The sequence below is a fragment of the Yoonia sp. TsM2_T14_4 genome (assembly GCF_049602355.1).
GTDB classification, from domain to species: Bacteria; Pseudomonadota; Alphaproteobacteria; order Rhodobacterales; family Rhodobacteraceae; genus Yoonia; species Yoonia vestfoldensis_A.
The window spans coordinates 1,111,348-1,134,952 of the sequence record NZ_CP187137.1 but is presented as its reverse complement, the minus strand read 5'-3'; the positions used below and the strand labels follow the sequence as shown (position 1 = coordinate 1,134,952).

Annotated in this window: 23 protein-coding genes; 16 read left to right on the top strand and 7 right to left on the bottom strand. The window is 60.0% G+C overall.

All coding sequences use genetic code 11. The features are described 5' to 3' along the window. Positions 1 to 164 precede the first annotated feature (164 nt). Together rpsB and tsf are read left to right on the top strand one after the other, a co-directional pair. The gene (rpsB, locus tag ACPF9B_RS05560) at positions 165 to 950 is read left to right on the top strand and encodes a 30S ribosomal protein S2 (RefSeq protein ID WP_040483128.1); all 786 of its coding nucleotides are present in this window, start codon (positions 165 to 167) and stop codon (positions 948 to 950) included. 70 nt (positions 951 to 1,020) lie between these two features. Further along, positions 1,021 to 1,893: a translation elongation factor Ts gene (tsf, locus tag ACPF9B_RS05555; RefSeq protein ID WP_007204901.1), complete on the top strand. Its 873-nt coding sequence runs from the start codon at positions 1,021 to 1,023 to the stop codon at positions 1,891 to 1,893. Between the two features lie 93 nt (positions 1,894 to 1,986). On the opposite strand, the gene aroQ is transcribed toward tsf, so the two are convergent. Beyond that, positions 1,987 to 2,433 carry a type II 3-dehydroquinate dehydratase gene (gene aroQ / locus ACPF9B_RS05550; protein ID WP_007204902.1) on the bottom strand — a complete coding sequence of 149 codons (447 nt, stop codon included), beginning with the start codon at positions 2,431 to 2,433 and terminating at the stop codon, positions 1,987 to 1,989. Between the two features lie 181 nt (positions 2,434 to 2,614). On the opposite strand from aroQ, the gene ACPF9B_RS05545 reads away from it, so the two are divergent. The 4 genes from ACPF9B_RS05545 (at position 2,615) to ACPF9B_RS05530 (ending at position 7,157) form a co-directional block, all read left to right on the top strand. Beyond that, positions 2,615 to 3,673, top strand: a complete 1,059-nt coding sequence (locus tag ACPF9B_RS05545) for a glycosyltransferase family 2 protein (protein ID WP_424179805.1) — start codon at positions 2,615 to 2,617, stop codon at positions 3,671 to 3,673. After that, positions 3,654 to 4,502: a hypothetical protein gene (locus ACPF9B_RS05540; protein WP_424179803.1), complete on the top strand. Its 849-nt coding sequence runs from the start codon at positions 3,654 to 3,656 to the stop codon at positions 4,500 to 4,502. Before ACPF9B_RS05545 ends, ACPF9B_RS05540 begins: the two co-directional genes overlap by 20 nt. Before the next feature lie 84 nt (positions 4,503 to 4,586). After that, a complete protein-coding gene (locus ACPF9B_RS05535) occupies positions 4,587 to 5,234 on the top strand; it encodes a class I SAM-dependent methyltransferase (protein ID WP_424179801.1) in 648 nt (215 codons plus the stop codon). Positions 5,235 to 5,270: 36 nt separating this feature from the next. Next, positions 5,271 to 7,157, top strand: a complete 1,887-nt coding sequence (locus tag ACPF9B_RS05530; protein WP_424179799.1) for a glycosyltransferase family 2 protein — start codon at positions 5,271 to 5,273, stop codon at positions 7,155 to 7,157. 62 nt (positions 7,158 to 7,219) lie between these two features. Here the strand turns inward: ACPF9B_RS05530 and phoU are convergent, their stop codons facing one another. Beyond that, positions 7,220 to 7,927, bottom strand: a complete 708-nt coding sequence (gene phoU / locus ACPF9B_RS05525; RefSeq protein WP_007204907.1) for a phosphate signaling complex protein PhoU — start codon at positions 7,925 to 7,927, stop codon at positions 7,220 to 7,222. 74 nt (positions 7,928 to 8,001) lie between these two features. Next, the gene (locus ACPF9B_RS05520; RefSeq protein WP_007204908.1) at positions 8,002 to 9,051 is read right to left on the bottom strand and encodes an ATP-binding protein; all 1,050 of its coding nucleotides are present in this window, start codon (positions 9,049 to 9,051) and stop codon (positions 8,002 to 8,004) included. Between the two features lie 163 nt (positions 9,052 to 9,214). Here ACPF9B_RS05520 and ACPF9B_RS05515 point away from each other — a divergent pair, with 163 nt between their 5' ends. Further along, a complete protein-coding gene (locus ACPF9B_RS05515; RefSeq protein ID WP_424179796.1) occupies positions 9,215 to 9,583 on the top strand; it encodes a hypothetical protein in 369 nt (122 codons plus the stop codon). On the opposite strand, the gene ACPF9B_RS05510 is transcribed toward ACPF9B_RS05515, so the two are convergent. Genes ACPF9B_RS05510 through ACPF9B_RS05500 form a run of 3 tightly spaced genes read right to left on the bottom strand, consistent with a single transcriptional unit; the run spans position 9,580 to position 10,886 of the window. Continuing rightward, complete coding sequence (locus ACPF9B_RS05510; protein WP_007204910.1) at positions 9,580 to 10,101, bottom strand: gamma carbonic anhydrase family protein; 522 nt, start codon at positions 10,099 to 10,101, stop codon at positions 9,580 to 9,582. The two genes, ACPF9B_RS05515 and ACPF9B_RS05510, sit on opposite strands and share 4 nt — an antisense overlap. Beyond that, a complete protein-coding gene (gene gmk / locus ACPF9B_RS05505) occupies positions 10,098 to 10,736 on the bottom strand; it encodes a guanylate kinase (protein ID WP_424179793.1) in 639 nt (212 codons plus the stop codon). Before gmk ends, ACPF9B_RS05510 begins: the two co-directional genes overlap by 4 nt. A gap of 3 nt (positions 10,737 to 10,739) precedes the next feature. Next, positions 10,740 to 10,886, bottom strand: coding sequence for a hypothetical protein (locus tag ACPF9B_RS05500; RefSeq protein WP_007204912.1), 147 nt, complete (start codon positions 10,884 to 10,886; stop codon positions 10,740 to 10,742). A 186-nt stretch (positions 10,887 to 11,072) separates the two neighbouring features. Here ACPF9B_RS05500 and ACPF9B_RS05495 point away from each other — a divergent pair, with 186 nt between their 5' ends. Then, positions 11,073 to 11,726: a PAS domain-containing protein gene (locus ACPF9B_RS05495; protein WP_424179791.1), complete on the top strand. Its 654-nt coding sequence runs from the start codon at positions 11,073 to 11,075 to the stop codon at positions 11,724 to 11,726. On the opposite strand, the gene ACPF9B_RS05490 is transcribed toward ACPF9B_RS05495, so the two are convergent. Next, positions 11,727 to 13,097, bottom strand: coding sequence for a class II 3-deoxy-7-phosphoheptulonate synthase (locus ACPF9B_RS05490; protein ID WP_424179789.1), 1,371 nt, complete (start codon positions 13,095 to 13,097; stop codon positions 11,727 to 11,729). It abuts the gene before it with no gap. Between the two features lie 161 nt (positions 13,098 to 13,258). Here ACPF9B_RS05490 and ACPF9B_RS05485 point away from each other — a divergent pair, with 161 nt between their 5' ends. The 8 genes from ACPF9B_RS05485 (at position 13,259) to ACPF9B_RS05450 (ending at position 23,604) form a co-directional block, all read left to right on the top strand. After that, positions 13,259 to 14,260, top strand: coding sequence for a GlxA family transcriptional regulator (locus tag ACPF9B_RS05485; protein WP_007204915.1), 1,002 nt, complete (start codon positions 13,259 to 13,261; stop codon positions 14,258 to 14,260). A gap of 14 nt (positions 14,261 to 14,274) precedes the next feature. After that, positions 14,275 to 15,795 carry a DUF1963 domain-containing protein gene (locus ACPF9B_RS05480; RefSeq protein ID WP_424179787.1) on the top strand — a complete coding sequence of 507 codons (1,521 nt, stop codon included), beginning with the start codon at positions 14,275 to 14,277 and terminating at the stop codon, positions 15,793 to 15,795. A gap of 150 nt (positions 15,796 to 15,945) precedes the next feature. Further along, positions 15,946 to 17,130, top strand: coding sequence for an ABC transporter substrate-binding protein (locus tag ACPF9B_RS05475; RefSeq protein ID WP_007204917.1), 1,185 nt, complete (start codon positions 15,946 to 15,948; stop codon positions 17,128 to 17,130). A 95-nt stretch (positions 17,131 to 17,225) separates the two neighbouring features. Then, entirely contained in the window at positions 17,226 to 18,011 is a 786-nt protein-coding gene (locus ACPF9B_RS05470; protein WP_424179784.1) for an ABC transporter ATP-binding protein, read from the top strand. Positions 18,012 to 18,048: 37 nt separating this feature from the next. Beyond that, positions 18,049 to 18,762, top strand: coding sequence for an ABC transporter ATP-binding protein (locus tag ACPF9B_RS05465; protein WP_424179782.1), 714 nt, complete (start codon positions 18,049 to 18,051; stop codon positions 18,760 to 18,762). A 3-nt stretch (positions 18,763 to 18,765) separates the two neighbouring features. After that, the gene (locus tag ACPF9B_RS05460) at positions 18,766 to 19,776 is read left to right on the top strand and encodes a branched-chain amino acid ABC transporter permease (RefSeq protein ID WP_424179780.1); all 1,011 of its coding nucleotides are present in this window, start codon (positions 18,766 to 18,768) and stop codon (positions 19,774 to 19,776) included. Further along, entirely contained in the window at positions 19,773 to 21,077 is a 1,305-nt protein-coding gene (locus ACPF9B_RS05455; protein WP_424179778.1) for a branched-chain amino acid ABC transporter permease, read from the top strand. Before ACPF9B_RS05460 ends, ACPF9B_RS05455 begins: the two co-directional genes overlap by 4 nt. Positions 21,078 to 21,132: 55 nt before the next feature. Next, positions 21,133 to 23,604 carry a penicillin acylase family protein gene (locus tag ACPF9B_RS05450; RefSeq protein WP_424179776.1) on the top strand — a complete coding sequence of 824 codons (2,472 nt, stop codon included), beginning with the start codon at positions 21,133 to 21,135 and terminating at the stop codon, positions 23,602 to 23,604. The last annotated feature ends 1 nt before the right edge of the window (position 23,605 follow it).

Below are 23,605 nucleotides of genomic sequence, written 5' to 3'. Positions count from 1 at the left end.
GCCAAGGGTTGCAGGCTCTTGCACAGGGCAGGGGGTGCCGCTATAGCCGCGGCACTTAATCCCGCAAGCGGGGGCGGGTGTCTTGGGGAGAAATCCCAAGCCATCCACCGGTTGGGCAAATGCCTGATCCCCTGCTGAGGCTGAAACCGGAAAAGGAAACGACCATGGCTCTTCCAGAGTTCTCCATGCGTCAGCTGCTCGAAGCTGGCGTTCACTTTGGCCACCAGACCGCGCGCTGGAACCCCAAGATGGGTCAATACATCTACGGGTCGCGCAACGGCATCCATATCATGGACCTGACACAGACCGTTCCCATGCTGGACCGCGCGCTGCAGGTCATCCGTGACACTGTCGCCAAGGGCGGCCGCGTGCTGTTCGTCGGCACCAAGCGTCAGGCGCAGACACCTGTCATGGAAGCGGCGGAAAAATCCGCGCAATTCTTTATGAACCACCGCTGGCTGGGCGGCACGCTGACCAACTGGCAGACCGTGTCGCAGTCGATCAGCCGCCTCAAGGCGATTGACGAAGCCTCGGCCAACGGTTTCGCCGGCCTGACCAAGAAAGAGCGTCTTGGCATGGAACGCGAGCAGGGCAAATTGCAGGCGTCCTTGGGCGGTATCCGCGAAATGGGCGGCGTACCTGACCTGTTGTTCGTCATCGACGTCAACAAAGAAGCGCTGGCCATCGCCGAAGCCAACAAGCTGGGCATCCCCGTTGTGGCCGTTGTGGACACCAATTGTTCGCCCGCTGGCATTGATTATGTCATCCCAGGCAATGACGACGCGGCGCGTGCCATCGCGCTTTACACCGATCTGGCGGCCCGTGCGGCGCTGGACGGCATGACCGCCCAATTGGGTGCGGCCGGTGTCGATATGGGTGCGATGGAAAACTACGCCGAGGAAACGCTGGCACAAGAAGCGGCAGACGCCGCCGAAGCCGCCAACGCCTGATCGCGTCACAAAACTTTAGGGCAGGGGCGTTATGCCCCGCCCGACACATTCCCTTTCAAGGAGAAGTAACATGGCAATCACCGCTGCAATGGTGAAAGAGCTGCGCGACAGCACAGGCGCAGGCATGATGGACGCCAAGAAGGCGCTGACCGAAACCGATGGCAACATGGAAGCCGCCGTTGACTGGCTGCGCACCAAGGGCCTGGCCAAAGCTGCCAAAAAGGCTGGCCGTACCGCTGCCGAAGGTCTGGTGGCCGTCGCTGTCGAAGGTGGCAAGGGCATCGCCGTCGAAGTGAACTCTGAAACAGATTTCGTCGCCAAGAACAGCGATTTCCAGAAAATGGTTCAGGGCATCGCCGATGTCGCCTTGACCGTGGATGACGTGGACGCGCTGAAAGCGGCTGACATGGGTGGCAAAACAGTCGAACAGACTGTCACAGACACCGTCGCCGTGATTGGCGAAAACATGTCCGTGCGCCGTATGGCGGTGCTGACTGGTGGTCAGGTTGTGACCTATGTCCACAATGCTGCCGCCCCCGGCATGGGCAATATCGGCGTTCTGGTCGCAATGACCGGCGACAACGAAGCGTTTGGCCGTCAGGTCGCAATGCATATCGCCGCGGCCAATCCGTCTGCGCTGTCCGAGGCTGATCTTGACCCCGCAATGGTCGAGAAAGAAAAGCAGGTCCAGATCGACATCGCCCGCGAATCCGGCAAGCCCGATGCGGTGATCGAAAAGATGATCGTTGGCCGTATGCAGAAATACATGGCCGAAGTCACCTTGCTGAGCCAGCAATTCGTGGTGAACCCCGACCTGACCGTCGCTGCTGCCGCCACCGAGGCTGGTGTCACGATCACCGGTTACGTGCGTCTTGAAGTTGGCGATGGCATCGAAGTCGAAAAAGAAGATTTCGCCGCCGAAGTGGCCAAGCTGAACAGCTAAGCCGCTGGTTATAAACGACAAAGGCCCGCAGCGATGCGGGCCTTTTGCATTTGGGGCAGGGGTCACGCGCTGCGTGGTCCTATTAATTGGACATTACCCATGCGTCCCAAGATAGCCGGTCAAAGCCTCCATCGCCAAAGGATAGCCCGCAGCGCCAAAGCCGCAGATCTGCCCGATGGCGACCGGCGCGATATAGGATTGATGGCGAAACGCCTCGCGGGCATGAATATTCGACAGGTGCAATTCGACCACCGGCAGCATGATCGACGAGACCGCATCCATCAGCGCGATTGACGTATGCGTATAGGCGCCAGCATTCAGGATGATCCCGTCAAACACCCCGCGCGCGGCATGCAGCCGGTCGATCAGCACGCCTTCGTGGTTGGACTGGACGAATTCAACCGTCACGCCCAGCGATATGGCCTTGGCGGCGCAGATCGCTTCGATGTCTTGCAGGGTCGTGGGGCCGTAAACCTCTGGCTGGCGGGTGCCGAGCAGGTTCAGGTTAGGGCCATTCAGGATCAGGATCGCATGTTGCATGACAGGTCTGTAGCATCATTGCGCGACGGGTCAAAAGAGAAATGCAGCCCCCGGCACGACCACCCAATCTAAAGCCGTTAACCAATCTTAAGCATTCGCGCCATACGGGTACTGGATCGCTGCCGCGTGATGGTTTAGACCGCGATGGGCGACCACTTGCTGACAGGAAAGACCCCCGATTGTGACGCATGCGAAAGTCATCATCACCACGATGAAGAACGAGGCGCCCTATATTCTTGAATGGGTCGCGCATCATCTGGTCATCGGCTTTGACCATATCGTGGTGCTGACCAATGATTGCACCGATACCACCAATGCCATTCTGACGCGGCTGGACGCACTGGGATATGTGACGTTCCAGCCCAACAAAAAAGGGCCGGGCGGGGTGCATCGCACGGCGATCCGGCGTGCGCAGCGGCTGGATGTGGTGCGCAAGGCGGAATGGCTCTATGTCACCGATGCCGATGAGTTCCTCAATATCCATTGCGGCGACCATTCGGTTGATGCGCTGATCGCGGCCAGCGGCGGCGACGGCGTCGATGTGATTTCAGTACCATGGCGGATCTTTTCGTACAATAAGCGTGTCATTCTGCGCGACAGCCCCGTAACTGTGCAATTCACCGATGCCGAGCCTGCCTATGCCGATGGCGGGGCGGGACGGCGTTTCGTGAAATCTTTGTTTCGCAACAAGGATGTGTATCACCGGATCGGCCTGCATAATCCGCATGTGCGCGCCGAACATGGCACAGATCTGACATGGGCGCTGCCCGGCGGGCTGCAAGCCTCGCGCCTGCAGGCAGGTAACCACGCCCAGCCCCCCTTTGGCGAAGAATTCGCGCAGATCAACCATTATGCCGTGCGCTCCGCACAGGCCTATCTGCTCAAACGCTATCGCGGGCGGGCCAATCACCAAAGCCATGTGCTCGATACCGGGTATTGGGACCGCTGGAACCGTGGCGGCTGCGAGGATACAACGATCCACCGCTATGCCGCACTGACGCAGGCCCTGCTGGATGTGTTCAAGGCCGATCCCGTGCTGGCGCGGATGCATCGCAAGGGGTTTCGCTGGCACAAGGCGAAACTGGCCGAACTGCTGCAGGACGACGCCTATGCCGATCTCTACGCCAAGATTTCGGCGTCCGATCCGGTGTCTGTGGTCAAAAAGGATCGTGACATCCGCGAATCGCGCGACAGCGTTTCTGAACAACAGGATCATATCGATGATACGCCCTGCGCTTAAAGGTATCGGCACGTTGTGGATCGGTGGCCCGCTCAGTTTTCTTGAACAGATGTGCCTGTTGTCCTTTGTGGCCCAAGGCCACAAGGTCACGCTGTTCCATTACGGCGAGATTGCGCATGTCCCCCAGGATATCGAGGTGATCGACGCGCGCGAAATCCATGATCCCGCCATGATCATCTATAACAAACAATTCGGCACACCCGTGGTGCAATCGGATATTTTCCGGCTGCACATGCTGCGTCAGACCAATCTGATCTGGGCTGATTCCGATGTCTTGTGCCTCAGGCCCTTTGACCTGCCCACCGATCATGTGTTCGGCTATTTCCGGCGGCGCGAACTTTGCAATGCGATCATCGGCTTGCCGCAGGACAGTCCGGGGCTGAATGCCTATCTGGATTATGTGCAGGACGAATACCCGATCCCGCCGAACCTGCCCCCCGAAGACCACGACAGAATGCTCGCTCTCAAGGCTGCGGGGCAAATCAAACATGCGTCCGAACAGGCGCATAGTGTCTATGGGCCAGGGGTTTTCACGACTTTCATGGAACAAAGCGGCGAAATCAGCCATGCGACGCCGCCGTCGGTGTTTTATCCGCTGCCGTTCCGACAGGCCGGACAGATCAGCGATATCCATGTACGTGAATTTCGCGCGGCCTATATCAAGGATGACACGCTGGGCGTTCATCTATGGGGGCGGCGGATTCGCTGGTGGGTGCACGGGCGCGGCATCGCGCGCTATAGCTTGATGGACCGTACCCTGCGCCACCTAGGCATCGACCCCAAGGCAGCCCCGATCCAATTGCCATCACGCATCCCGGCATCGGCATGATCGCGCAAGGCTGCTTCCCTCTGACCCCGAAAAGATGCTACCAACCCTGTGTAGTGTTGCACCAGTTTCGCAGGATAAGTTGTTATGACCAGTAAAGTGATCGGCGTTTTGCCCGGCATCTCCACCGAAGAACAGCCCAAAAAGGCGCGCCGGATGTCCAAGGATTCCGTCAGGCGCAAATTCCTCGAAAAGCTGCCCAAAGGTGGGATTGCCGTTGAAATCGGCGTCTGGCAGGGCGAATTTTCCCCCACGATCATCGAATTGATCGCCCCCGAAAAACTGGTGCTGATCGACCCTTGGGCGCATATCGAGGATGACAGCCATGCCGAGGCTTTCGTCGGCCGCACCGGCAAGACCAAGATGGACCGGATCTTTGACGGCGTGGTCAAGAAATTCGAGACCGAAATCGCGGCGGGGCAGGTGGCGCTGATCCGTGATTTTTCGGTGCCAGCGCTTGCGCAATTCACCGAGCAGTCAATTTCCTTTGCCTATGTCGATGGCGATCATTCCTATGAGGGCGTCAGCGCCGATCTGGCGTCTTTGTTCCCCAAGATGAAGCGCGGCGGCATCATGGCCTTTGACGACTATCATCGACGCGGCTGGTGGGGCGACGGCGTGATCCGTGCAATCAACGAATTTCTGGGCGCGCATCCACGCGATCTGCGCATCCGCGCGGTTGTCGGCGCACAGATCGCGATCGAAGTTCTTGATCCGTCCGACCAGACAGCGTGATCTTGCCATCATGAAACCATCCATGACGGGTGCCGCATGCGTCTGATCGTGTCCACCATGAAGGACGAAGGCCCGTTCATCCTTGAATGGATCGCGCATTACCTTGCGCTGGGGTTCGACCATTTCATCATCAACAGCAATGATTGTTCCGATGGCACCGATCTGATCCTGCAACGCCTGCAGGATATGGGGATCGTGACGCATATCGCCAACCCGGGGCCATGGGAGGGCGGGCCACAGCGCGCCGCCTACGACAATGCGATGGCCCATCCCAAATACGCCGAAGCCGAATGGGTGCTTGTCTGCGATGCCGATGAATTTCTCGACATCAAGGTCGGCGACGGGACGCTGGATGCCTTGTTTGCCGCTGCACCTAAGGCGACAGCCTTTACCTTTATCTGGCAATTGTTCGGCCACAACAATATCGTCGCATTCCACGACCGCCTGATCACCACACAATTCACCCGTTGTGCTGCACCACAACAGATCCATCCGATGCAATCGCGTGCAATCAAGACATTGTTTTGCAACAACGGCCAGTATCGCCTGATTTCAACCCATCGGCCCAAAGGCATCCTGCCAAGACGCGTGAAACATGCCTATTGGGTCGATGGGAATGGTGACCGGCTGACAGGTTTCGAACATCAGGGCTGGGCCTTTCTGGGCACCGGCCACGGCTATGGTGACCGGCTGGCGCGGATGAACCATTACGCTGTGCGCAGCTTGGAATCCTATATGATGAAACGGCTGCGCGGTGACGTGAACACCACGTCCTTTCACGGCAAAATGGAAGAAAGCGGCGAAACATATTGGCGCTTGCACTGCTGGAATACGGTTGAAAATCATAGCCTTGCACAGCGAAGCGCCGCTATTTCGGCGGGCATGGACCGGTTGAAATCAGATGCTTTGCTGCACAAGTTGCACCAACAATCTGTCAATTATCACCAAAATCGTATCGCCAGCCTGCGATCAACGCCGCAATTCACCGCTTTTGTTGAAAAATACAGCGATTTTATGGGCGATCGCCCGCATCTGTTAAAAGACAACGTGCTGACCGACCTGAACAAAGCCTATGATACGCAGACATTTGATGTGACCACGCTTTTGTCGGATTTCCAGATCACGCGGTACAAGGAAATGCGCACACGACGTGTTGTGCGCAAATGGCCGTGGTTCGCGGGTATGGATGCGCTGGAAACATCAACAGACCCCGAAATATTCAACCGGATTGGCACTAGCGGACCGATGCCGCGCATGACCGCCGGCGCGCTGCCCGCCTTGCCAGAGGCCCTGACGCAGGGCATCACCGCCGCCGTTTCTGCCCACCACGCCAAAGCACCGCACCAGCCAGTCACCGCGCGGTTTCTGGCGCAGGCAAGCGCGCTCAAATGCAAAAGCTGGCTTTTGATCGGGGGCAGGGATCGGGCATTGATCGACGATATCCTGACCCGCAATGAGGTTGAATCGTTGATCGTCATCGACCCTTGGGGCCTGCGCGACTCGCATCTGGCACCCGGCAGTGTTGTACAAGATGCCGACCGGCTTGCGCTTGATCATGCATTTTTCCAGACAATCGTGATCTACGCCGATGCGATCAAATCCGGTCGCTTGCGTTTCGTGCGGTCGACACCGGCTTCGGCCTTGAAACTGATCGAGGACCGATCGCTTGACGTCGTGATGATCGCCGGCACGAAACCGGCAGACCGCGCCTTACGCTTGATGGAACGCGCCGCGCATAAGTTGCGCAAGAACGGCCGGTTGTTGTTCAACGGCTACCGTGTACGCACCAAGAAAGGCCGCGAAATGATTGGTGCTATTCACAAATTCGTCGCAGCATCACCCGGACGGCGGCGTTTTTTGGCGGCGCATGGCCATCATGTGGCGGTGGAATTGCTGCCAGTGCTGCGCAAGCGTGACCGCTGATTTAACATAATACTGATTATGCGCCTTAAAGATCATCCGAACAGGCCGCGTAATCCGCGGCCCTATCGCGCGTCTGACACATAGGATGTGCGGTCACCCTTGGGCCGCGCTTCTTCGGGCATGACGCCGGTGACCAGATAGATCACCTGCTCGGCCATATTGGTGGTCAGATCGCCCATCCGTTCGATATTCTTGGCCATGAAATGCAGATGCATGCAGGCCGTGATATTGCGCGGGTCTTCCATCATGAAGGTCAGGAATTCGCGGAACAGCGCGTTATACATCTGGTCCACTTCCTGATCGCGCTGGCGGACTTCCTCGGCCAGTTGCGCATCGCCGCGGACATAGGCATCAAGCGTGTCTTTCAACATACTTTCAACCTCGCGGGCCATGCGGCGCAAAGCAGCGTCAGACCCGCTGACCGGCGCCATTTCAACCAGCACGCTGGTGCGTTTTGCGATATTCTTGGCGTAATCCCCGATCCGTTCCAGCGATGCAGCCAGCCGCAGCACGGTTAGGATGGCGCGCAGATCCTTGGACACAGGCGCGCGCAGCGCGATGGTGCGCGCGGCCTCTTCGTTGATCTGTTCTTCCAGCGCGTCGATCACCTTGTCAGCCTTGCGCACGACTTCGGCCAATTCGACATCGCGGTCGCCCAGCGACCGCGCCGCATTCGTGATCGCATCCTCGACCAGCCCGCCCATCTTGACGATCAGCGTTGTGATCACTTCAAGATCTCGGTCATAGGCGGACGAGATATGGTCGTTCATTTCAGGCTCCTGTCGACAAGGCGTCGTGGTTAACACGGCGGATTGATCGCTTTTGTGTCAATTGTGTAAATGTTTTATGACAAAGACTCCACCGGCAAAAAGATCGACACCCGCGTGCCCTGTCCCAGCTCGCTTTCGATCAGCAGATGGCCACGGTGGCGGTTGACGATATGCTTGACAATGGCAAGGCCCAGCCCGGTGCCACCAACCTCGCGCGACCGATGCGTATCAACGCGGTAGAACCGTTCGGTCAGCCGCGCGATATGATGCGAAGCGATCCCGTCGCCCTTGTCGGTAACGCTGATCTGCACCCCCTGCCCGCGCAGCCGCAGATGATTGGTTGGCTCATGCAGCGTAACGACCAGTTCCTTGCCGGACCCGCCATATTTGATGCCATTCTCGATCAGGTTGGCAAAGACCTGCGTCAATTGCCCCGCATCGCTTGGCACGCGCATCACATCGCGCGCAAGGTCCAGCCGGACTGTGACATCGGCGGCGGCGGCCTGTGGTTCCAGCCCCTTGATCACCGAGGCCAGCAATCCGCACAGATCGACCAATTCGCGCGGGCGGACACGTTCGTCTTCTTCCACGCGGCTGAGCGACAACAAATCATCAACCAGCCGCGTCATCCGTTCAGCCTCATGCGCCATGATCCCCAGAAACCGCGCCCGCGCGGTGGCGTCATCACGCGCCGCCCCGCCCAGCGTTTCGATGAACCCCAGCAAGGCCGTCAGCGGCGTGCGCAATTCATGGCTGACATTGGCCACGAAATCGCGCCGCATCTTGCCGACATCCTCGGCTGCGCTCTGATCCTCGAAACACAGCACGATATCTTGGCCGGCAGCAGTGATATGCACCAGATAGGGCGTGTCCTTGTCGCGGTCACGGAACACGAACCGCACAGAGGCCGCCCTGCCAGAGCCGCGCACCCGCGCGATCGCGTCGATCACGCCGGGTTGGCGCAGCGCGGTGATATGGTGCTTGCCGGTCAGGTCACGGCCCAGGATCAGGTCGAGCGCGGGGTTGGTGGCACGAATGCGCTCATCCTGGCCAATCACCAGCACAGGCATCGGGATGGCGGCGATCAGCGACAGGGTGGTTTCGGTCAAGACAGGCCCTTTCATGTGTTTGACGGCTGTAGTGCGATCTTGATACCACACAGGCAAGAACAAATCTTGCCGGTGCAGTCTGCGCTACATGCTGCGGGGGAATATGCTAGTTTTGAAACAATGTTGTTAGATGGTTCAGAAAGCGCGGTGGTTTTCACGCGTTTTCTAGGTGGTGGTGATGATGATGAAAGTCGCGGATGCGGCCTGCGTTCAAGGCATAACGATACTGGTGATTGGTGATCTGGACCAGTGGCAGGCAAGCGGGCGGTTACGCGGGGTTCCGGCGGGATGTGTCTATCTGGGTATCGACCAGTTAAACCCTTTCACGCTGCGCCGCCACGCGCCCGACCTGATCCTGTCGCCGCTGTTATCGGATGGTTTTGATGCCGTCGATGTGGCCGAAAAGCTCAATGCCACGCAGTTCCGCGGCATGTACCGTGTGGTTGCCGACAACCTGCCCGATCCAGAGATCATCCGCGGGGATATCCGCGCCGCCGCACCCGATCTTGATTTCGACCTGCTGGTGCTGCCGCGCGAGACCCCCTAGATCGCGCGCAAATCCTGGCGGAACCGCGCCGCGTTTTTCTGGTACTGCAGCGCCGAGGCTTGCAGCCGTGCAATCGCCGCCGCATCCAGCGCGCGCACGACCTTGCCGGGCGCGCCCATGACCAGTGACCCATCTGGGATCACCTTGCCTTCGGTCACCAACGCCCCTGCCCCGATCAGGCAATTGTCCCCGATCACCGCCCCGTTCAGCACGGTCGCGCCCATGCCGATCAGGCTGTTGGCGCCGATGGTGCAGCCATGCAGCATTGCCTTGTGGCCCACGGTGCAGCCCGCGCCGATCACCAAAGGATGGCCCATATCAGTGTGCAAAACGCAGTTTTCCTGAATATTCGTGCCTGCGCCGATATGGATCGTCTCATTATCGCCGCGCAGGGTGCTGCCAAACCAGACAGAGGATCCCGCGGCCAGTTCCACCCGCCCGATCACGAAACACCCCGGCGCGACCCAGGCATCATCCGCGACCACCGGTGCCAGATCGCCAAGCGCGTAAAGGCTCATGTCAATTCTCCAAATTGGGTTTGCAGGCTGCGGACATGGTCAACCAGTTGCGGTTGCTGGCTGCGGCGCAACCGTTCGGCGCTGATGATGGTTTTCAGCGCCTGTTCTGTCGCGTCGATATCGTCGTTCACCAGCACATAATCATAGCCATCCCAATGGCTGATTTCATCCCAGCTTTTCTGCATCCGCTTTTCGATCACCTCTGGGCTATCCTGCCCGCGTGTCACCAGACGCCGGTGCAATTCGGGGATCGAGGGTGGCAGGATGAAGATCGACAGCACATGCGGGCTGAGGCTGGAATTGCTGATCTGCTGCGCGCCCTGCCAGTCGATGTCGAACAACACATCGCGCCCGTCCTCAATGGCGGTCTGCACAGGGGCCTTGGGCGAGCCATAGTAATTGCCGAACACCAACGCATGTTCCAGCATGTCACCCGCCGCGACCTGCGCCTGAAACGCATCCTTGGTGACAAAATAATATTCGCGCCCGTCCAATTCGCCCGCGCGCGCGGGCCGCGTGGTGGCCGATACCGAAAACCGCAGGCTGTCGTCCCACTGGCGCAGACGCCCTGCAAGCGTGGATTTCCCAGCGCCAGAGGGCGAGGAAAGTATAATCAAAAGGCCGCGCCGTTGCATCGTCTACTCCATCGTCTGGATCTGTTGGCGCATCTGGTCGATCACGTGCACCAGAGCAACAAGCTTGCGCCCCGTGGGCCTGTCGCAGACCCAGCTGCCCGCAACCAGATCGTCCGGCTGGCTGGCAAAAATAGTCATCGAACGGATCATTGCGGCACCTCTTGTTGGCCCCGTTCACTTACGGGAAAACAACGGCTTGGGGCAAGCCTGCTGTCGCGGTGCATTAACCCGTTAACACTTTGTTAAGTGAATCCATTGGTAACTTGTTTTAGGGTGGCCGTAAGTCACGAGTATTCGCCCCATCAACCGGGCGGCGTTAACAAGGTCGAGGTATTCATGTCCATCCATCACAACAATCCGGGACCTGGCCACCACGGCCTGCCCGGCGCAAATAGCCCTATCCTGCGCAATCTTGAAATCTATTGGCAATCTTTGCGGCATGCGCGCCATATTCCGGCGCGCAACGATATCGCCCCGCAGGGGATCGACGCGGCGTTGCCCTATGCGTTCATCTTGCAAAGGGTCGGTCCCGGCGTGGCGCGGATGCGGGTTGCAGGCCAGAAGATCCACGAGCTTTTGCGCATGGATGCGCGCGGTATGCCGGTCAGCGTCTTGTTCGCCCCCGATAGCCGCGAACAGCTGCGCGCGCTGGTCGAAACTGCCTTTACCCAACCCGCCATCGTCGCGGCAAGCCTGATCGCACCGGCGCAAAGGTTTCGCACAGCCCTGTCCGGCACGATCCTGATGCTGCCACTGCGTGATGAAAACGACCAGACCAGCCGCGTGCTGGGCGCGCTGGTCAGCGACGGGGCAACCGATGACCGGCCCCGCCGGTTCGATCTGGCCCCGGGGCGCGCTGTGCGCATCGACACGCTGGCGATCACTTTGGCCAGCAGCCAGCCTGTCCCTCCCCCCGCCGCTGTCGCGTCACAAACGCAAAGGCCGGACGTCGTGCGCCCGGCCCTGCGATTGGTCATCGATAACGGCTGATCAGCTGGCCTTGGCCTGTGCCAGCTTGTTGCGGCGCGCCGACAATTCCTCGGCCACCAGAAACGCCAGTTCCAGCGATTGTGACGCGTTCAGGCGCGGATCGCAGGCCGTGTGATAGCGGTCTGACAGATCCTCGTCCGTGACCGCGCGCACGCCGCCGGTGCATTCGGTCACGTCTGCGCCGGTCATTTCGAAATGCACACCGCCCGGGATCGTGCCTTCGGCGTTGTGGATGCCAAAGAATTCCTTGACCTCGCGCAGCACCGATTCAAAGGGCCGCGTTTTATAACCGCTCGAGGATTTGATCGTATTGCCGTGCATCGCGTCACAGGTCCAGACCACATTGGCGCCTTCTTCTTGCACCGCGCGCACCAGCCGTGGCAGGTGATCGCCCACCTGCCCCGCGCCAAACCGCGCGATCAGCGTCAGACGGCCCGCTTCGTTCTGTGGGTTCAGCGAGGCCATCAGCGCCTTAAGATGCCCTGATGTCATCGAAGGACCACATTTCAGACCAATCGGGTTCATCACGCCTTTACAAAATTCAACATGCGCCCCGTCTGGCTGACGGGTGCGATCCCCGATCCAGATCATATGGCCAGAGCCTGCCAGCATCTTGCCCGATGTGGAATCCAGGCGGCACAAAGCCTCTTCATATTCCAGCAGCAAGGCTTCGTGGCTGGTGTAAAAATCAACCGTCTGCAATTCGTGGTTGGTTTCGGTCGACAACCCCGCCGCCTGCATGAAATCCAGCGTATCGCTGATCCGGCTGGCCATGTCGGAATATTTCTTGACCTCGTTGGCATCGGTAAAACCAAGGGTCCATTTATGAACCTCGTGGACATTGGCAAAACCGCCTGTGGAAAAGGCGCGCAACAGGTTCAGTGTCGCCGCGGCCTGCAGATAGGCCTGCAACATGCGGTCAGGGTCGGGATTGCGCGCCTCTGGCGTGAAATCGAACCCGTTGATGATATCGCCACGATAGCTTGGCAGTTCGACACCGCCCACAACCTCGGTCGGGGCAGAACGTGGCTTGGCCATCTGGCCTGCCATGCGGCCCACCTTGACCACCGGCACCTTGGCGCCATAGGTCAGCACCATCGCCATCTGCAACAGCACTTTGAACGTGTCACGGATGCCATTGGCGGAAAATTCAGCAAAGCTTTCGGCGCAATCGCCGCCTTGCAGCAAAAACGCCTCGCCACGGCTGACGGCGGCGAGCTGCTTTTTCAGCTTGCGCGCTTCACCGGCAAAAACCAGAGGTGGATAGCTGGCAAGACGCGCCTCGACCGCCGCCAAGGCAGCGGCGTCGGTATAATCAGGCATCTGGACCCGTGGCTTTTTGCGCCAATCCGTTTTCTGCCAGTCGGTCATGGTCTTGCTCCATCATCTGCGGTAACGTTGCGCGGTATAGCCTGCACGGCAGGCAAGGCCAATCCGAAACTGTGCCCAGCTTTCGGAATTGACATTTGCCCCTTGTCGCGGATGGCGAAAACTGGTGATGTCCGCCGGTAATAACCCAGAGTATCCCAACAATGAGCCAAGCGCCGCAAATCATCGACGTCGGACCAATCAGCAAGCCGCGCCGCTTTGTTTTTGTGTTGATGGATCAATTCACGATGCTTTGCTTTGCTTGTGCAGTCGAAAGCTTGCGCATCGCCAACCGGACGGCCGGCAAGCAGATCTACGACTGGACCATCATCGGGGACGGCGGTGATATCGCCAGCTGTTCGAATGGTTGCGCTTTCAAACTGGAATCCGACCTGATCGAGCTGGAGCGCGACGACACGATCATGCTGTGTGGCGGGATCGACGTGCAAAAGGCCACGACCAAGCGCGTGCTGAATTGGCTGCGCCGCGAGGCACGGCGCGGTGTCACCGTCGCGGGGCTGTGTACGGCGGGTTATGCGATGGCCAAGGCCGGGCTGCTGGACGGCAAACGTGCCACGATCCATTGGGAAAATCAGGACAGTTTCATCGAGGAATTCGAAGAGGTCGAGCTGACCAAATCGGTTTTCGTGGTGGATGGCAACCGGATCACCACGGCGGGCGGCACCGCATCCATCGACCTGATGCTGAAACTGATCGCCGATCATCATGGCGAGGAATTGGCCAATGCCGTCGCCGATATCCTGATCTATTCCGCGATCCGCACCGATCAGGACACGCAGCGCCTGTCGATCCCGACGCGCATCGGCGTGCGCCATCCCAAACTGTCGCGCGTGATCCAGCTGATGGAAGGCAATATCGAAGAACCGATCAGCCCCGCCGTGCTGGCCCGCGATGTCGGCATGTCCACACGCCAGCTGGAACGGCTGTTCCGCCGGTATCTGTCGCGCAGCCCGAAACGGTATTACATGGAATTGCGCCTGCAAAAGGCACGCAACCTGCTGATGCAGACCGATATGACCGTGATCAACGTGGCGCTGGCGTGTGGTTTTGCGTCACCGTCGCATTTTTCCAAATGCTACCGGTCGCATTATGACACGACCCCCTACCGCGAACGCGGCAGCCATGCGGCGCGTTTGTCGGTCTGACCGGATCGCGGCGGATGGCACGACGCCTTGTGCAGATGTCGCTGACCCTGGCACGGATGAGCGGGATCGGTGCTGCAATTTATGGCGGGGCCGTTGGCCAATTGGGATTTCTGCTGGGCGGGGTCGGATTTGCTGGCATCGCGGTGTGGCTCTTGCGCCGCGTCCCTGCCCCGCCGCCGCCGCCGCGCGAACCGGTGCTGCCGCCTGCGCCAGACCAGGTCTATCTGGATATCGCTGCAGCGCATGATCTTGGCACGGGCGCGGCCTTTGCTGCGCGGATCAACGCCATCGCCCCCAAGGCCAAGCTGCCCATGCTGGGCCTTGCCGATCTGGCGCGGCTGGGGGATGTGATCGACGCGCGCCAGCGCAAGCAGGACCAGTTTCGCCTGTCGCCCCCCATCGCCGTGATCCGGCAGGCGCGGCGCGGCATTGATATCACCCGCGATGGCACCAGCTGGCTGGGTGGTCTGCCGCATTTGGGCGATACGCCTTGGCCACGCTCGGCCCAAGATGTGCCGCTGCATCATCTAGCGCAGATCGCGCTGGAAGACCTGCCCGACCACGCGCTGCCGCCGGGATTGCCGCGCGCGGGAAGCTTGTGTTTCTTTGTCGACAGCGCCACGGGCCATAAAGTTCTGCATATCGCGCCGCACAGCATGGGCCCAACCGCCCTGCCCGCCGATGTGCCCCCGATTGTCGCAGGCCCAGAGCATGACGATCAGACCACCATGCCGCCGGTCTTTGCGCGCTGGCCGGTCGGGTTTCATCCGCTGCCAGCACAGGACAGCGCCACCGCGATGGCGCTGGCCTTTGGTGATGACAAGGGCGGCACGCCGGATGCAGACAGCTATGCCGTGACAGCCCCTGCGCTCGCGCGCCCGTGGCTATGGGATACGGCGCATCGCGTGATCCATGCGCTGATGCAGGCTGAACACGACATCCCCCGCACGATTGCCGCAGCCCGCGCCCGTGTCGCTGATCACGGCGACAGATATGCCGCCGAACTGGCCTTTCTGATCGAGAATGAAACCGCGTTTCGCCGCTATGTGCAGGCCGCGGCAAAATGGGTGGCGGGGCGCGACCGGTTCACGCCGATGGACCCCGAGGATATCGCGCTGCTGGAAACGCTGTTTGGCCAGATCAGCACACGGCCCAACCGCCAGCCCGGTTTCGCGCTGTTCTACCGCTATGCGCGCGGCCAGATCACGCGGCTGCGCGATGCGCGCAATGCCACGCTGATGGTGCTGGCTCGGGGGGAACCGGCGGTCTATGCCCTACTGCCCGAACCGGTCAAAGCTGATCTGGACGCGCATCACCGCCTGCCGTCACAAGGCCGCTGGCACCAGATGTTCGGCGCGGCGCGCGACGGGCAGGCCCAAACGGGCGTGCATGCGCATGACCACATGCTGTTGCAACTGCATGCCGATGCGCTGGTGGGCTGGGGCGACATGGGGGTGATCCGGTTCTGGATCAGCACCGATGATCTGGCTGCACGGCGCTGGGACGCGGTCGGCGTGACCCGGCAAAGCACATGATGTGGGCCTTGTGCCTGCTTTTGCGGCACGGGCCGATTTCCCCCGATGATCCGCGTGTTAAGGCCAATCGCCTTTGTGTTCCGGCTTTCCTTTTGGCAACGGCCTGCTAATCTGCGCGTCAGGATAAAAAATCCGTTAAGGGAGACGACAATGAAAAAACTGATGATGGCGACCACCGCCATGACATTGATCGCTGGCGGCGCGTTTGCGCAGGACGTCAAGATCGGTGTTGTTCTGGGCTTCACCGGCCCGCTGGAATCGATCACGCCTGCCATGGCTGCCGGTGCCGAACTCGCAATGGCCGAAGTGACCGAATCCGGTCTGCTGCTGGACGGCGCAACCGTGACCTCGGTGCGCGCAGACAGCACCTGCATCGACGCCAGCGCCGCGACGGCCGCTGCTGAACGCGTCGTGACCTCTGATGGCGTGACCGCGATCATGGGTGCGGATTGTTCCGGCGTGACCGGCGCGATCCTGCAGAACGTGGCCCGCCCCAACGGCATCGTGATGATTTCGCCCTCCGCGACTTCGCCGGGCCTGTCCACCGCAGAGGATGACGGTCTGTTCTTCCGCACAGCACCATCCGACGCGCGTCAGGGTGTGATCATCACCAACATCCTGCAGGACCGTGGGTTCAACAATGTGGCCGTGACCTATACCAACAACGATTACGGCAAGGGTCTGGCCGATGCGTTTCAGGCTGAATTCGAGGCCGCTGGCGGCACCGTGACGATCTCTGCCGCACATGAAGACGGCAAGGCTGATTATTCCGCCGAAGTCGGCGCATTGGCCTCTGCTGGTGGTGACGTGCTGGTTGTCGCCGGTTACGTCGACCAAGGCGGGTCCGGTGTGATCCGTGCTGCACTTGATACCGGTGCGTTCGATACGTTCTACCTGCCCGACGGCATGGTCGGTTCGGTGCTGAACGACCGTTTCGGCGCGGAACTGAACGGCACATTCGGCGCCTATCCCGGCACCGACAGCCCGGGTGCTGCCCTGTTCGTCACAATGGCGGAAGGTGCGGGTTTTGACGGCACCAGCGCCTTTGCGCCGGAATCCTATGATGCGGCAGCCTTGATCATGCTGGCGATGGCCAAGGCCGGGTCCAGCAATTCCGCCGATTTCAAGGACCATGTCTTTGACGTCGCCAATGAACCGGGCGAAGTGATCTATCCGGGTGAACTGGCCAAGGCACTGGAACTGATCGCCGCCGGTCAAGACGTGAACTATGAAGGCGCTTCCGCCGTCGAACTGATCGGACCCGGCGAATCCGCTGGAAACTATCAGGAAATCGAATTCAAGGATGGCGTTTATTCCACCATCGGGTTCCGTTGATCTGACCGGATCATGACCTAGACGGCGCGGGGCCAGTCCCCGCGCCGTTTTTTCAAAGCAAGACGGGCGATAACGCCCGCGCGCGGGGAGCAAAAATGATCGTCGTTGAAAATCTGGTGAAGACCTTTGGTGGTTTTCGCGCTGTCGATGGGGCATCCTTGCGCATCGAACAAGGGTCCATCACCGGGCTGATCGGGCCAAATGGCGCTGGAAAAACAACGCTTTTCAATGTGATCGCTGGCGTTCTTCAACCAACATCGGGCCGCGTGACGATGATGGGCGAAGACATCACCGGCCTGCCACCGCATGCGTTGTTTCACAAAGGCTTGCTGCGCACCTTTCAGATTGCGCATGAATTTTCATCCATGACGGTGCGCGAAAACCTGATGATGGTCCCTGCGGGCCAATCGGGTGAAACGCTGTGGAACGCATGGTTCGGCCGCAAGCGGATCGCGGATGAAGAACGCGCGCTGCGCGCCAAGGCCGACGAGGTCATCGAATTCCTGACCATCGAACATCTGAAAGAAGAACGCGCTGGCAACCTGTCGGGCGGGCAGAAAAAACTGCTCGAACTGGGGCGCACCATGATGGTGGACGCCAAGATCGTGTTTCTGGACGAGGTCGGCGCAGGTGTGAACCGCACCCTGCTCAACACCATTGGCGATGCGATTATCCGGCTGAACAAGGAACGCAATTACACCTTTGTCGTGATCGAACATGACATGGATTTCATCGGCCGGCTGTGCGATCCGGTCATTTGCATGGCCGAAGGCCGCGTCTTGGCCCAAGGCACGCTGGCAGAGATCAAAGCCAATGAACAGGTGATCGAGGCCTATCTGGGCACTGGACTAAAGAACAAGGACAAGGTGGCTGTGGTATGAAATTCTTGCTGAGCATTCTGGCGGAGTATGTAATCCCGTGACCGAACCTTTCCTGATTGGCGACACCATGACCGGCGGTTATGGCAAAGGCCCCGATATTTTGCATGGCTGCACCATTGCCGTGGAAAGGGGCGAAATCGCCGTGATCGTCGGCCCCAATGGCGCAGGCAAATCCACCGCGATGAAGGCGGTGTTCGGCATGCTGAACGTGAACAGCGGTGCGGTGCGGCTGGATGGCGAAGACATCACCCACCTGACCCCGCAGGAACGCGTGGTCAAGGGGATGGGGTTCGTGCCGCAGACCTCCAATATTTTCACCTCGATGACGGTTGAAGAAAACCTTGAAATGGGCGCCTTTATCCGCTGCGACGATTTCAGCGATACGATGGCGCAGGTCTATGACCTGTTCCCGATCCTGAAAGAAAAGCGCCATCAGGCCGCAGGCGAATTGTCCGGCGGGCAGCGCCAACAGGTCGCCGTGGGCCGCGCGCTGATGACCAAGCCCAAGGTCCTGATGCTGGACGAACCCACCGCAGGCGTCAGCCCCATTGTGATGGACGAATTGTTCGACCGCATCATCGAGGTCGCGCGCACCGGTATCCCGATCCTGATGGTCGAACAGAACGCGCGTCAAGCGCTTGAAATCGCAGACAAAGCCTATGTGCTGGTGCAGGGGCGCAATGCCCATACCGGCACGGGCAAGCAATTGCTGGCCGATCCCGAAGTCCGCCGCAGCTTTTTGGGGGGATAGGGTATGGATGTCATCAACGCTTTGGTCGTACTGGCCAATTTTGTCATCGTGCCGGGGTTGGCCTATGGCGCGCAGCTGGCGCTGGGTGCGCTGGGTGTCACGCTGATCTACGGCATCCTGCGGTTTTCCAACTTTGCCCATGGCGACACGATGGCCTTTGGCACGGCGATCACAATCATCGGCACCAATGCGCTGATCGCCGCTGGCATCACCTTTGGCCCGCTGCCCACCGCATTGATCGCCCTGCCCTTGGGCATTGCAGCCACCTGTCTGCTGGTGCTTGGCACGGATTGGACAGTCTATAAATTCTACCGCACCAAGAAAGCCGCCCCTGTGATCCTTGTGATCGTGTCGATGGGGGTGATGTTCATCATGAACGGGATCGTGCGGTTCATCATCGGCGTGGGAGACATCAATTTCGCTGATGGCGAACGCTTTGTCGTCACCGCGCGCGGGTTCCGCGAAGCAACAGGTCTGGCCGAGGGGCTGGCGATCCGCACCACACAGGTCATCACTGTTATCGTGGCCCTGATTGCCATGGCGCTGCTGTTTTGGTTCCTGAACAAGACCCGCACCGGCAAATCCATGCGCGCCTTTTCCGACAACGAGGATCTGGCGCTTTTGTCGGGCATCAACCCCGATTGGGTGGTCAAGGTGACATGGATGATCGTTGCTGCCTTGGCTACAACGGCAGGTGTGCTGTACGGGCTGGATAAATCCTTCAAGGCATTCACCTATTTCCAGCTGCTGCTGCCGATCTTTGCCGCGGCTATCGTCGGCGGGCTTGGCAGCCCCTTGGGCGCTATTGCAGGCGGTTTCGTCATCGCCTTTAGCGAGGTCACCGTGACCTATGCGTGGAAACGCGTGCTGGGCTATGTTTTACCCGAAAACCTTGCGCCCGAAACCTTGGTTCAGCTTATGTCCACCGATTATAAATTCGCCGTCAGCTTTGCGATCCTGATTATCGTGCTGCTGTTCAAGCCGACCGGCCTGTTCAAAGGGAAATCCGTATGAACCCCGCTATACGCACACCGCTGCTGTTCGGTTTCGTCGCTGTCCTGATGATCGGGACAGGCATTGTGCAGGGCTGGAATTCGGCCTTGCTGATCCTGAACATGGGTCTGATTTCCGCGATCATGGCGCTGGGCGTCAATCTGCAATGGGGCTTTGCGGGCCTGTTCAATATCGGGGTGATGGGGTTTGTCGCACTTGGCGGGCTGGCCGCCGTGCTGATCTCGACCCAGCCGACCGAAGGTGCTTGGGCCGCAGGTGGGTGGAATATCGTGATCGGTCTGTTGCTGGGGGGCATGACAGTGATCGGGGCGATCCTTGCGCAACACCGGATGGCACCGGGGCGCATCCGCACGCTGACGACGCTGGCGATTCTGATCGCAGGCTTTTTCATCTATCGTGCGGTGTTCGATCCGGGTGTCGCTGCGGTCGAGGCGATCAACCCTTCGGTCAGCGGCAATATCGGCGGGCTGAACCTGCCAGTGCTGCTGTCATGGCCTGTGGGTGGCCTGCTGGCCGCCGGTGCCGCATGGATCATCGGCAAGACGGCTTTGGGCCTGCGGTCTGATTATCTGGCTATTGCAACGCTGGGCATTGCGGAAATCATCATCGCCGTGCTGAAAAACGAAGACTGGCTGTCACGCGGCGTCAAGAACGTGATCGGCATCGACCGGCCAGTCCCCTTCGAGATCGAATTGCAGCAAGACCCGACATTCATCGCGCGCGCCGTGGGCCTTGGGCTTGATCCGGTGACGGCATCAGGGATCTATACGAAACTGGCCTATTCGGCTTTGTTCGCTGTCGTTCTGCTGATCCTGCTGTGGATGGCGCAGATGGCCCTGAAAAGCCCGTGGGGGCGCATGATGCGCGCGATCCGCGACAATGAAACCGCCGCACGTGCAATGGGCAAGGATGTCACCGCACGGCATTTGCAGATCTTCATCCTTGGCTCTGCCATCTGCGGGGTCGCGGGGGCGATGATGACCACGCTGGACGGGCAATTGACGCCCGGCAGTTATCAGCCTTTGCGCTTTACCTTTCTGGTCTGGGTCATGGTGATCGTCGGCGGGTCGGGCAATAATTTTGGCGCGGTGCTGGGCGGTATCCTGATCTGGTGGCTTTGGGTGCAGGTGGAACCGATGGGGCTGGCGCTGATGCAGATCTTGTCCAGCGGGCTGGCCGATGGCAGCGCCTTGCAGACCCGCATGATCGACGCGGCTGCCCATATGCGCCTGCTGACCATGGGGCTGTTGATGCTGATCGTGCTGCGGTTCAGCCCGCGCGGGTTGATCCCCGAACGCTGACTTGTTCTCGGCCCCCGCCTTGATAGAAAGGCGGGGGAATTGAATAGGGTATTACATGTTCACGTTGTTTCGCTGGGCTGTCCGACTGACCACCACGCTGATCGTGCTGATGGTCGCAGGCGCTGTGCTGGCGTGGTATTTCGCCACGCGGTCCCTGCCCGATTACGACGCCACCGCAAAGGTCATAGGCATCACCGCACCCGTGGAGATCGTGCGCGACAATGCCAACGTGCCGCATATCTTTGGCGAAACCGACGAAGACGTGTTTTTTGGTCTGGGCTATGCCCATGCGCAGGACCGGCTGTGGCAGATGACCATGCTGCGCCGTACGGTGCAAGGGCGGCTGTCAGAGCTTTATGGCGCCCGCACGCTCGAGATTGATCAGGTCTTGCGACGCTATGATCTGTACAATGCTGCAACCGCATCTGTCGTGGCACAGGACGCATCCACACTGGTGGCGCTGACAGCCTATGCGGACGGCGTGAACACTTGGCTGGACGAGGTGAACAAAGGTGCCTTGGGCCGTGGCGCACCGGAAATGTGGCTGTTTAACCACCCCGTCGCCCGATGGCAGCCGGCCGATTCTATCGCGATCCTGAAACTGATGGCGCTGCAACTGACATCGAGCCTGGAAAACGAGGTGCTGCGCGCGCGCGTGTCGCTGGTTGTCAGCCCCGACAGGCTGCGTGATATCCTGCCCGATGATCCCAGCAGCGGTGTTGCAGCCCTGCCGTCCTTCGCCGAACTGGTGCCCGGCGTCGCGCCAAACCAGCCCGGCACGCGCATGGCCTATGACCCGTTGATGCCGGTGCCGCCGCGCGCCTTTGCGGGCGCGTCGAATGCTTGGGCCGCCAATGCCACACGGTCCGCGACAGGATCGACCCTGCTGGCCAATGACCCGCATCTGGGCCTGACAGCACCCAGCATCTGGTTTCTGGCACGGCTCGAACTGGAGGGTGGCGGCGTGATCGGCGGCACCATCCCCGGTGTGCCACTGGTCCTGACGGGCCGCAGCGCCAATCTGGGCTGGGGGCTGACAACTGCGAATGTCGATGATCAGGACGTGTTCTTGGAACAGGTGAACCCGAACAATTCTGAAGAATATCGCGGCCTTAACGGCTGGAAGTCGTTTATCAGCCGCGACAGTATTATCACCGTCAAAGACGCCCCTGCCGTCACGATCCGCCTGCGCTGGACAGAAAACGGGCCAGTGATACCTGACGATCTGTTTGATCTGGGTACGATCACGCCCCCTGGTCATGTCACCGCCATTGGCTGGACCGCGCTGTCACAAGCGGACACATCCATGTCGGCGGCGATGGCGCTGATGCGCGCGCGCAATGTGGATCAGGCGATTGCGGCGGGTGAATTGCATGTCGCCCCCGCCCAGAACCTGACGCTGGCCGACCGCAACCGTGTGGCGATGCAGACCATCGGCGCGATGCCGATCCGCGACGCGAACCACCAAAGCCAAGGCCGTTACCCCAGTTTCGGCTATTTGCCGGAAAACCGTTGGCAAGGCGTGTTTCCCTATGCTGAAAACCCCCGTTTCATGGACCCAGACGGCGGGATTGTCGGCAATACAAACAACAAGATGATCGACCGCCCCTTTCCGCGCCATGTGTCCTTCGACTGGGGCGACACGCAGCGTGTGATCCGCTGGCGGCGGTTGATGCAGGCGCGCGAGGTCCATACCCGCGACAGTTTCATCGAAGCGCAGCTTGATACTGTCAGTTTCACCGCGCGCACGCTGCTGACCTTCATGGGGGCAGATCTGTGGTTCACAGGGGACGCCGCCCCTGATGGCACACCCGAACGCCAACGCCAGATGGCGCTGGAACTGCTGGCCGCGTGGAACGGCGAAATGAACGAACATCTGCCCGAACCCTTGATCTATGCCGCTTGGGCGCGGGCGTTTCAGGCGCGCGTGATCCGTGACGAGTTGGGGCCGCTGGCCACCGAATTCACCCATCTGGACCCCGTGTTTCTGGAACGGATTTTCCGCGATGTGGATGGCGCATCAATCTGGTGTGACGTGATCCAATCCGCCCCCGTCGAGACCTGCGCCGATATCGCGCGTCAGGCGCTGGACGAGGCGCTGATCTGGATCACCGAAAACCACGGCACCGCGATCGAGGCCGTCCGCTGGGGCGACGCGCATGAGGCGACGCATGATCATCCGGTGCTGGGCACCACCCCGATCCTTGGCTGGATCGTCAATATCCGCCAATCGACCAGCGGCGGCGACAACACGCTGATGCGCGGGCGCACCCGCGGCACCGGCCCCGCGCCGTTCCAGAACGTGCATGCCGCGGGGTATCGCGGGGTGTACGATTTCGCCGATCCCGACAGTTCGGTGTTCATTTCATCCACCGGACAATCGGGCCATCCGTTTTCGCGTTATTACGATAATCTGGGCGAGATGTGGCGGCGCGGCGAATATATCCCGATGTCGCTGGACCCTGATCTGGCCCGTGCGGCGGCGGTGGGTGTTACGACTTTGGTGCCGGTGGAAAGTTCGGAATAGA

Bases quoted from the DNA above. Each gene is read 5' to 3' on its own strand.
- rpsB (WP_040483128.1), top strand. From the start codon at position 165: ATGGCTCTTCCAGAGTTCTCCATGCGTCAGCTGCTCGAAGCTGGCGTT.
- tsf (WP_007204901.1), top strand. From the start codon at position 1,021: ATGGCAATCACCGCTGCAATGGTGAAAGAGCTGCGCGACAGCACAGGC.
- aroQ (WP_007204902.1), bottom strand. From the start codon at position 2,433: ATGCAACATGCGATCCTGATCCTGAATGGCCCTAACCTGAACCTGCTC.
- ACPF9B_RS05540 (WP_424179803.1), top strand. From the start codon at position 3,654: ATGATACGCCCTGCGCTTAAAGGTATCGGCACGTTGTGGATCGGTGGC.
- ACPF9B_RS05535 (WP_424179801.1), top strand. From the start codon at position 4,587: ATGACCAGTAAAGTGATCGGCGTTTTGCCCGGCATCTCCACCGAAGAA.
- ACPF9B_RS05530 (WP_424179799.1), top strand. From the start codon at position 5,271: ATGCGTCTGATCGTGTCCACCATGAAGGACGAAGGCCCGTTCATCCTT.
- phoU (WP_007204907.1), bottom strand. From the start codon at position 7,927: ATGAACGACCATATCTCGTCCGCCTATGACCGAGATCTTGAAGTGATC.
- ACPF9B_RS05520 (WP_007204908.1), bottom strand. From the start codon at position 9,051: ATGAAAGGGCCTGTCTTGACCGAAACCACCCTGTCGCTGATCGCCGCC.
- ACPF9B_RS05515 (WP_424179796.1), top strand. From the start codon at position 9,215: ATGATGATGAAAGTCGCGGATGCGGCCTGCGTTCAAGGCATAACGATA.
- ACPF9B_RS05510 (WP_007204910.1), bottom strand. From the start codon at position 10,101: ATGAGCCTTTACGCGCTTGGCGATCTGGCACCGGTGGTCGCGGATGAT.
- gmk (WP_424179793.1), bottom strand. From the start codon at position 10,736: ATGCAACGGCGCGGCCTTTTGATTATACTTTCCTCGCCCTCTGGCGCT.
- ACPF9B_RS05500 (WP_007204912.1), bottom strand. From the start codon at position 10,886: ATGATCCGTTCGATGACTATTTTTGCCAGCCAGCCGGACGATCTGGTT.
- ACPF9B_RS05495 (WP_424179791.1), top strand. From the start codon at position 11,073: ATGTCCATCCATCACAACAATCCGGGACCTGGCCACCACGGCCTGCCC.
- ACPF9B_RS05490 (WP_424179789.1), bottom strand. From the start codon at position 13,097: ATGACCGACTGGCAGAAAACGGATTGGCGCAAAAAGCCACGGGTCCAG.
- ACPF9B_RS05485 (WP_007204915.1), top strand. From the start codon at position 13,259: ATGAGCCAAGCGCCGCAAATCATCGACGTCGGACCAATCAGCAAGCCG.
- ACPF9B_RS05480 (WP_424179787.1), top strand. From the start codon at position 14,275: ATGGCACGACGCCTTGTGCAGATGTCGCTGACCCTGGCACGGATGAGC.
- ACPF9B_RS05475 (WP_007204917.1), top strand. From the start codon at position 15,946: ATGAAAAAACTGATGATGGCGACCACCGCCATGACATTGATCGCTGGC.
- ACPF9B_RS05470 (WP_424179784.1), top strand. From the start codon at position 17,226: ATGATCGTCGTTGAAAATCTGGTGAAGACCTTTGGTGGTTTTCGCGCT.
- ACPF9B_RS05460 (WP_424179780.1), top strand. From the start codon at position 18,766: ATGGATGTCATCAACGCTTTGGTCGTACTGGCCAATTTTGTCATCGTG.
- ACPF9B_RS05455 (WP_424179778.1), top strand. From the start codon at position 19,773: ATGAACCCCGCTATACGCACACCGCTGCTGTTCGGTTTCGTCGCTGTC.
- ACPF9B_RS05450 (WP_424179776.1), top strand. From the start codon at position 21,133: ATGTTCACGTTGTTTCGCTGGGCTGTCCGACTGACCACCACGCTGATC.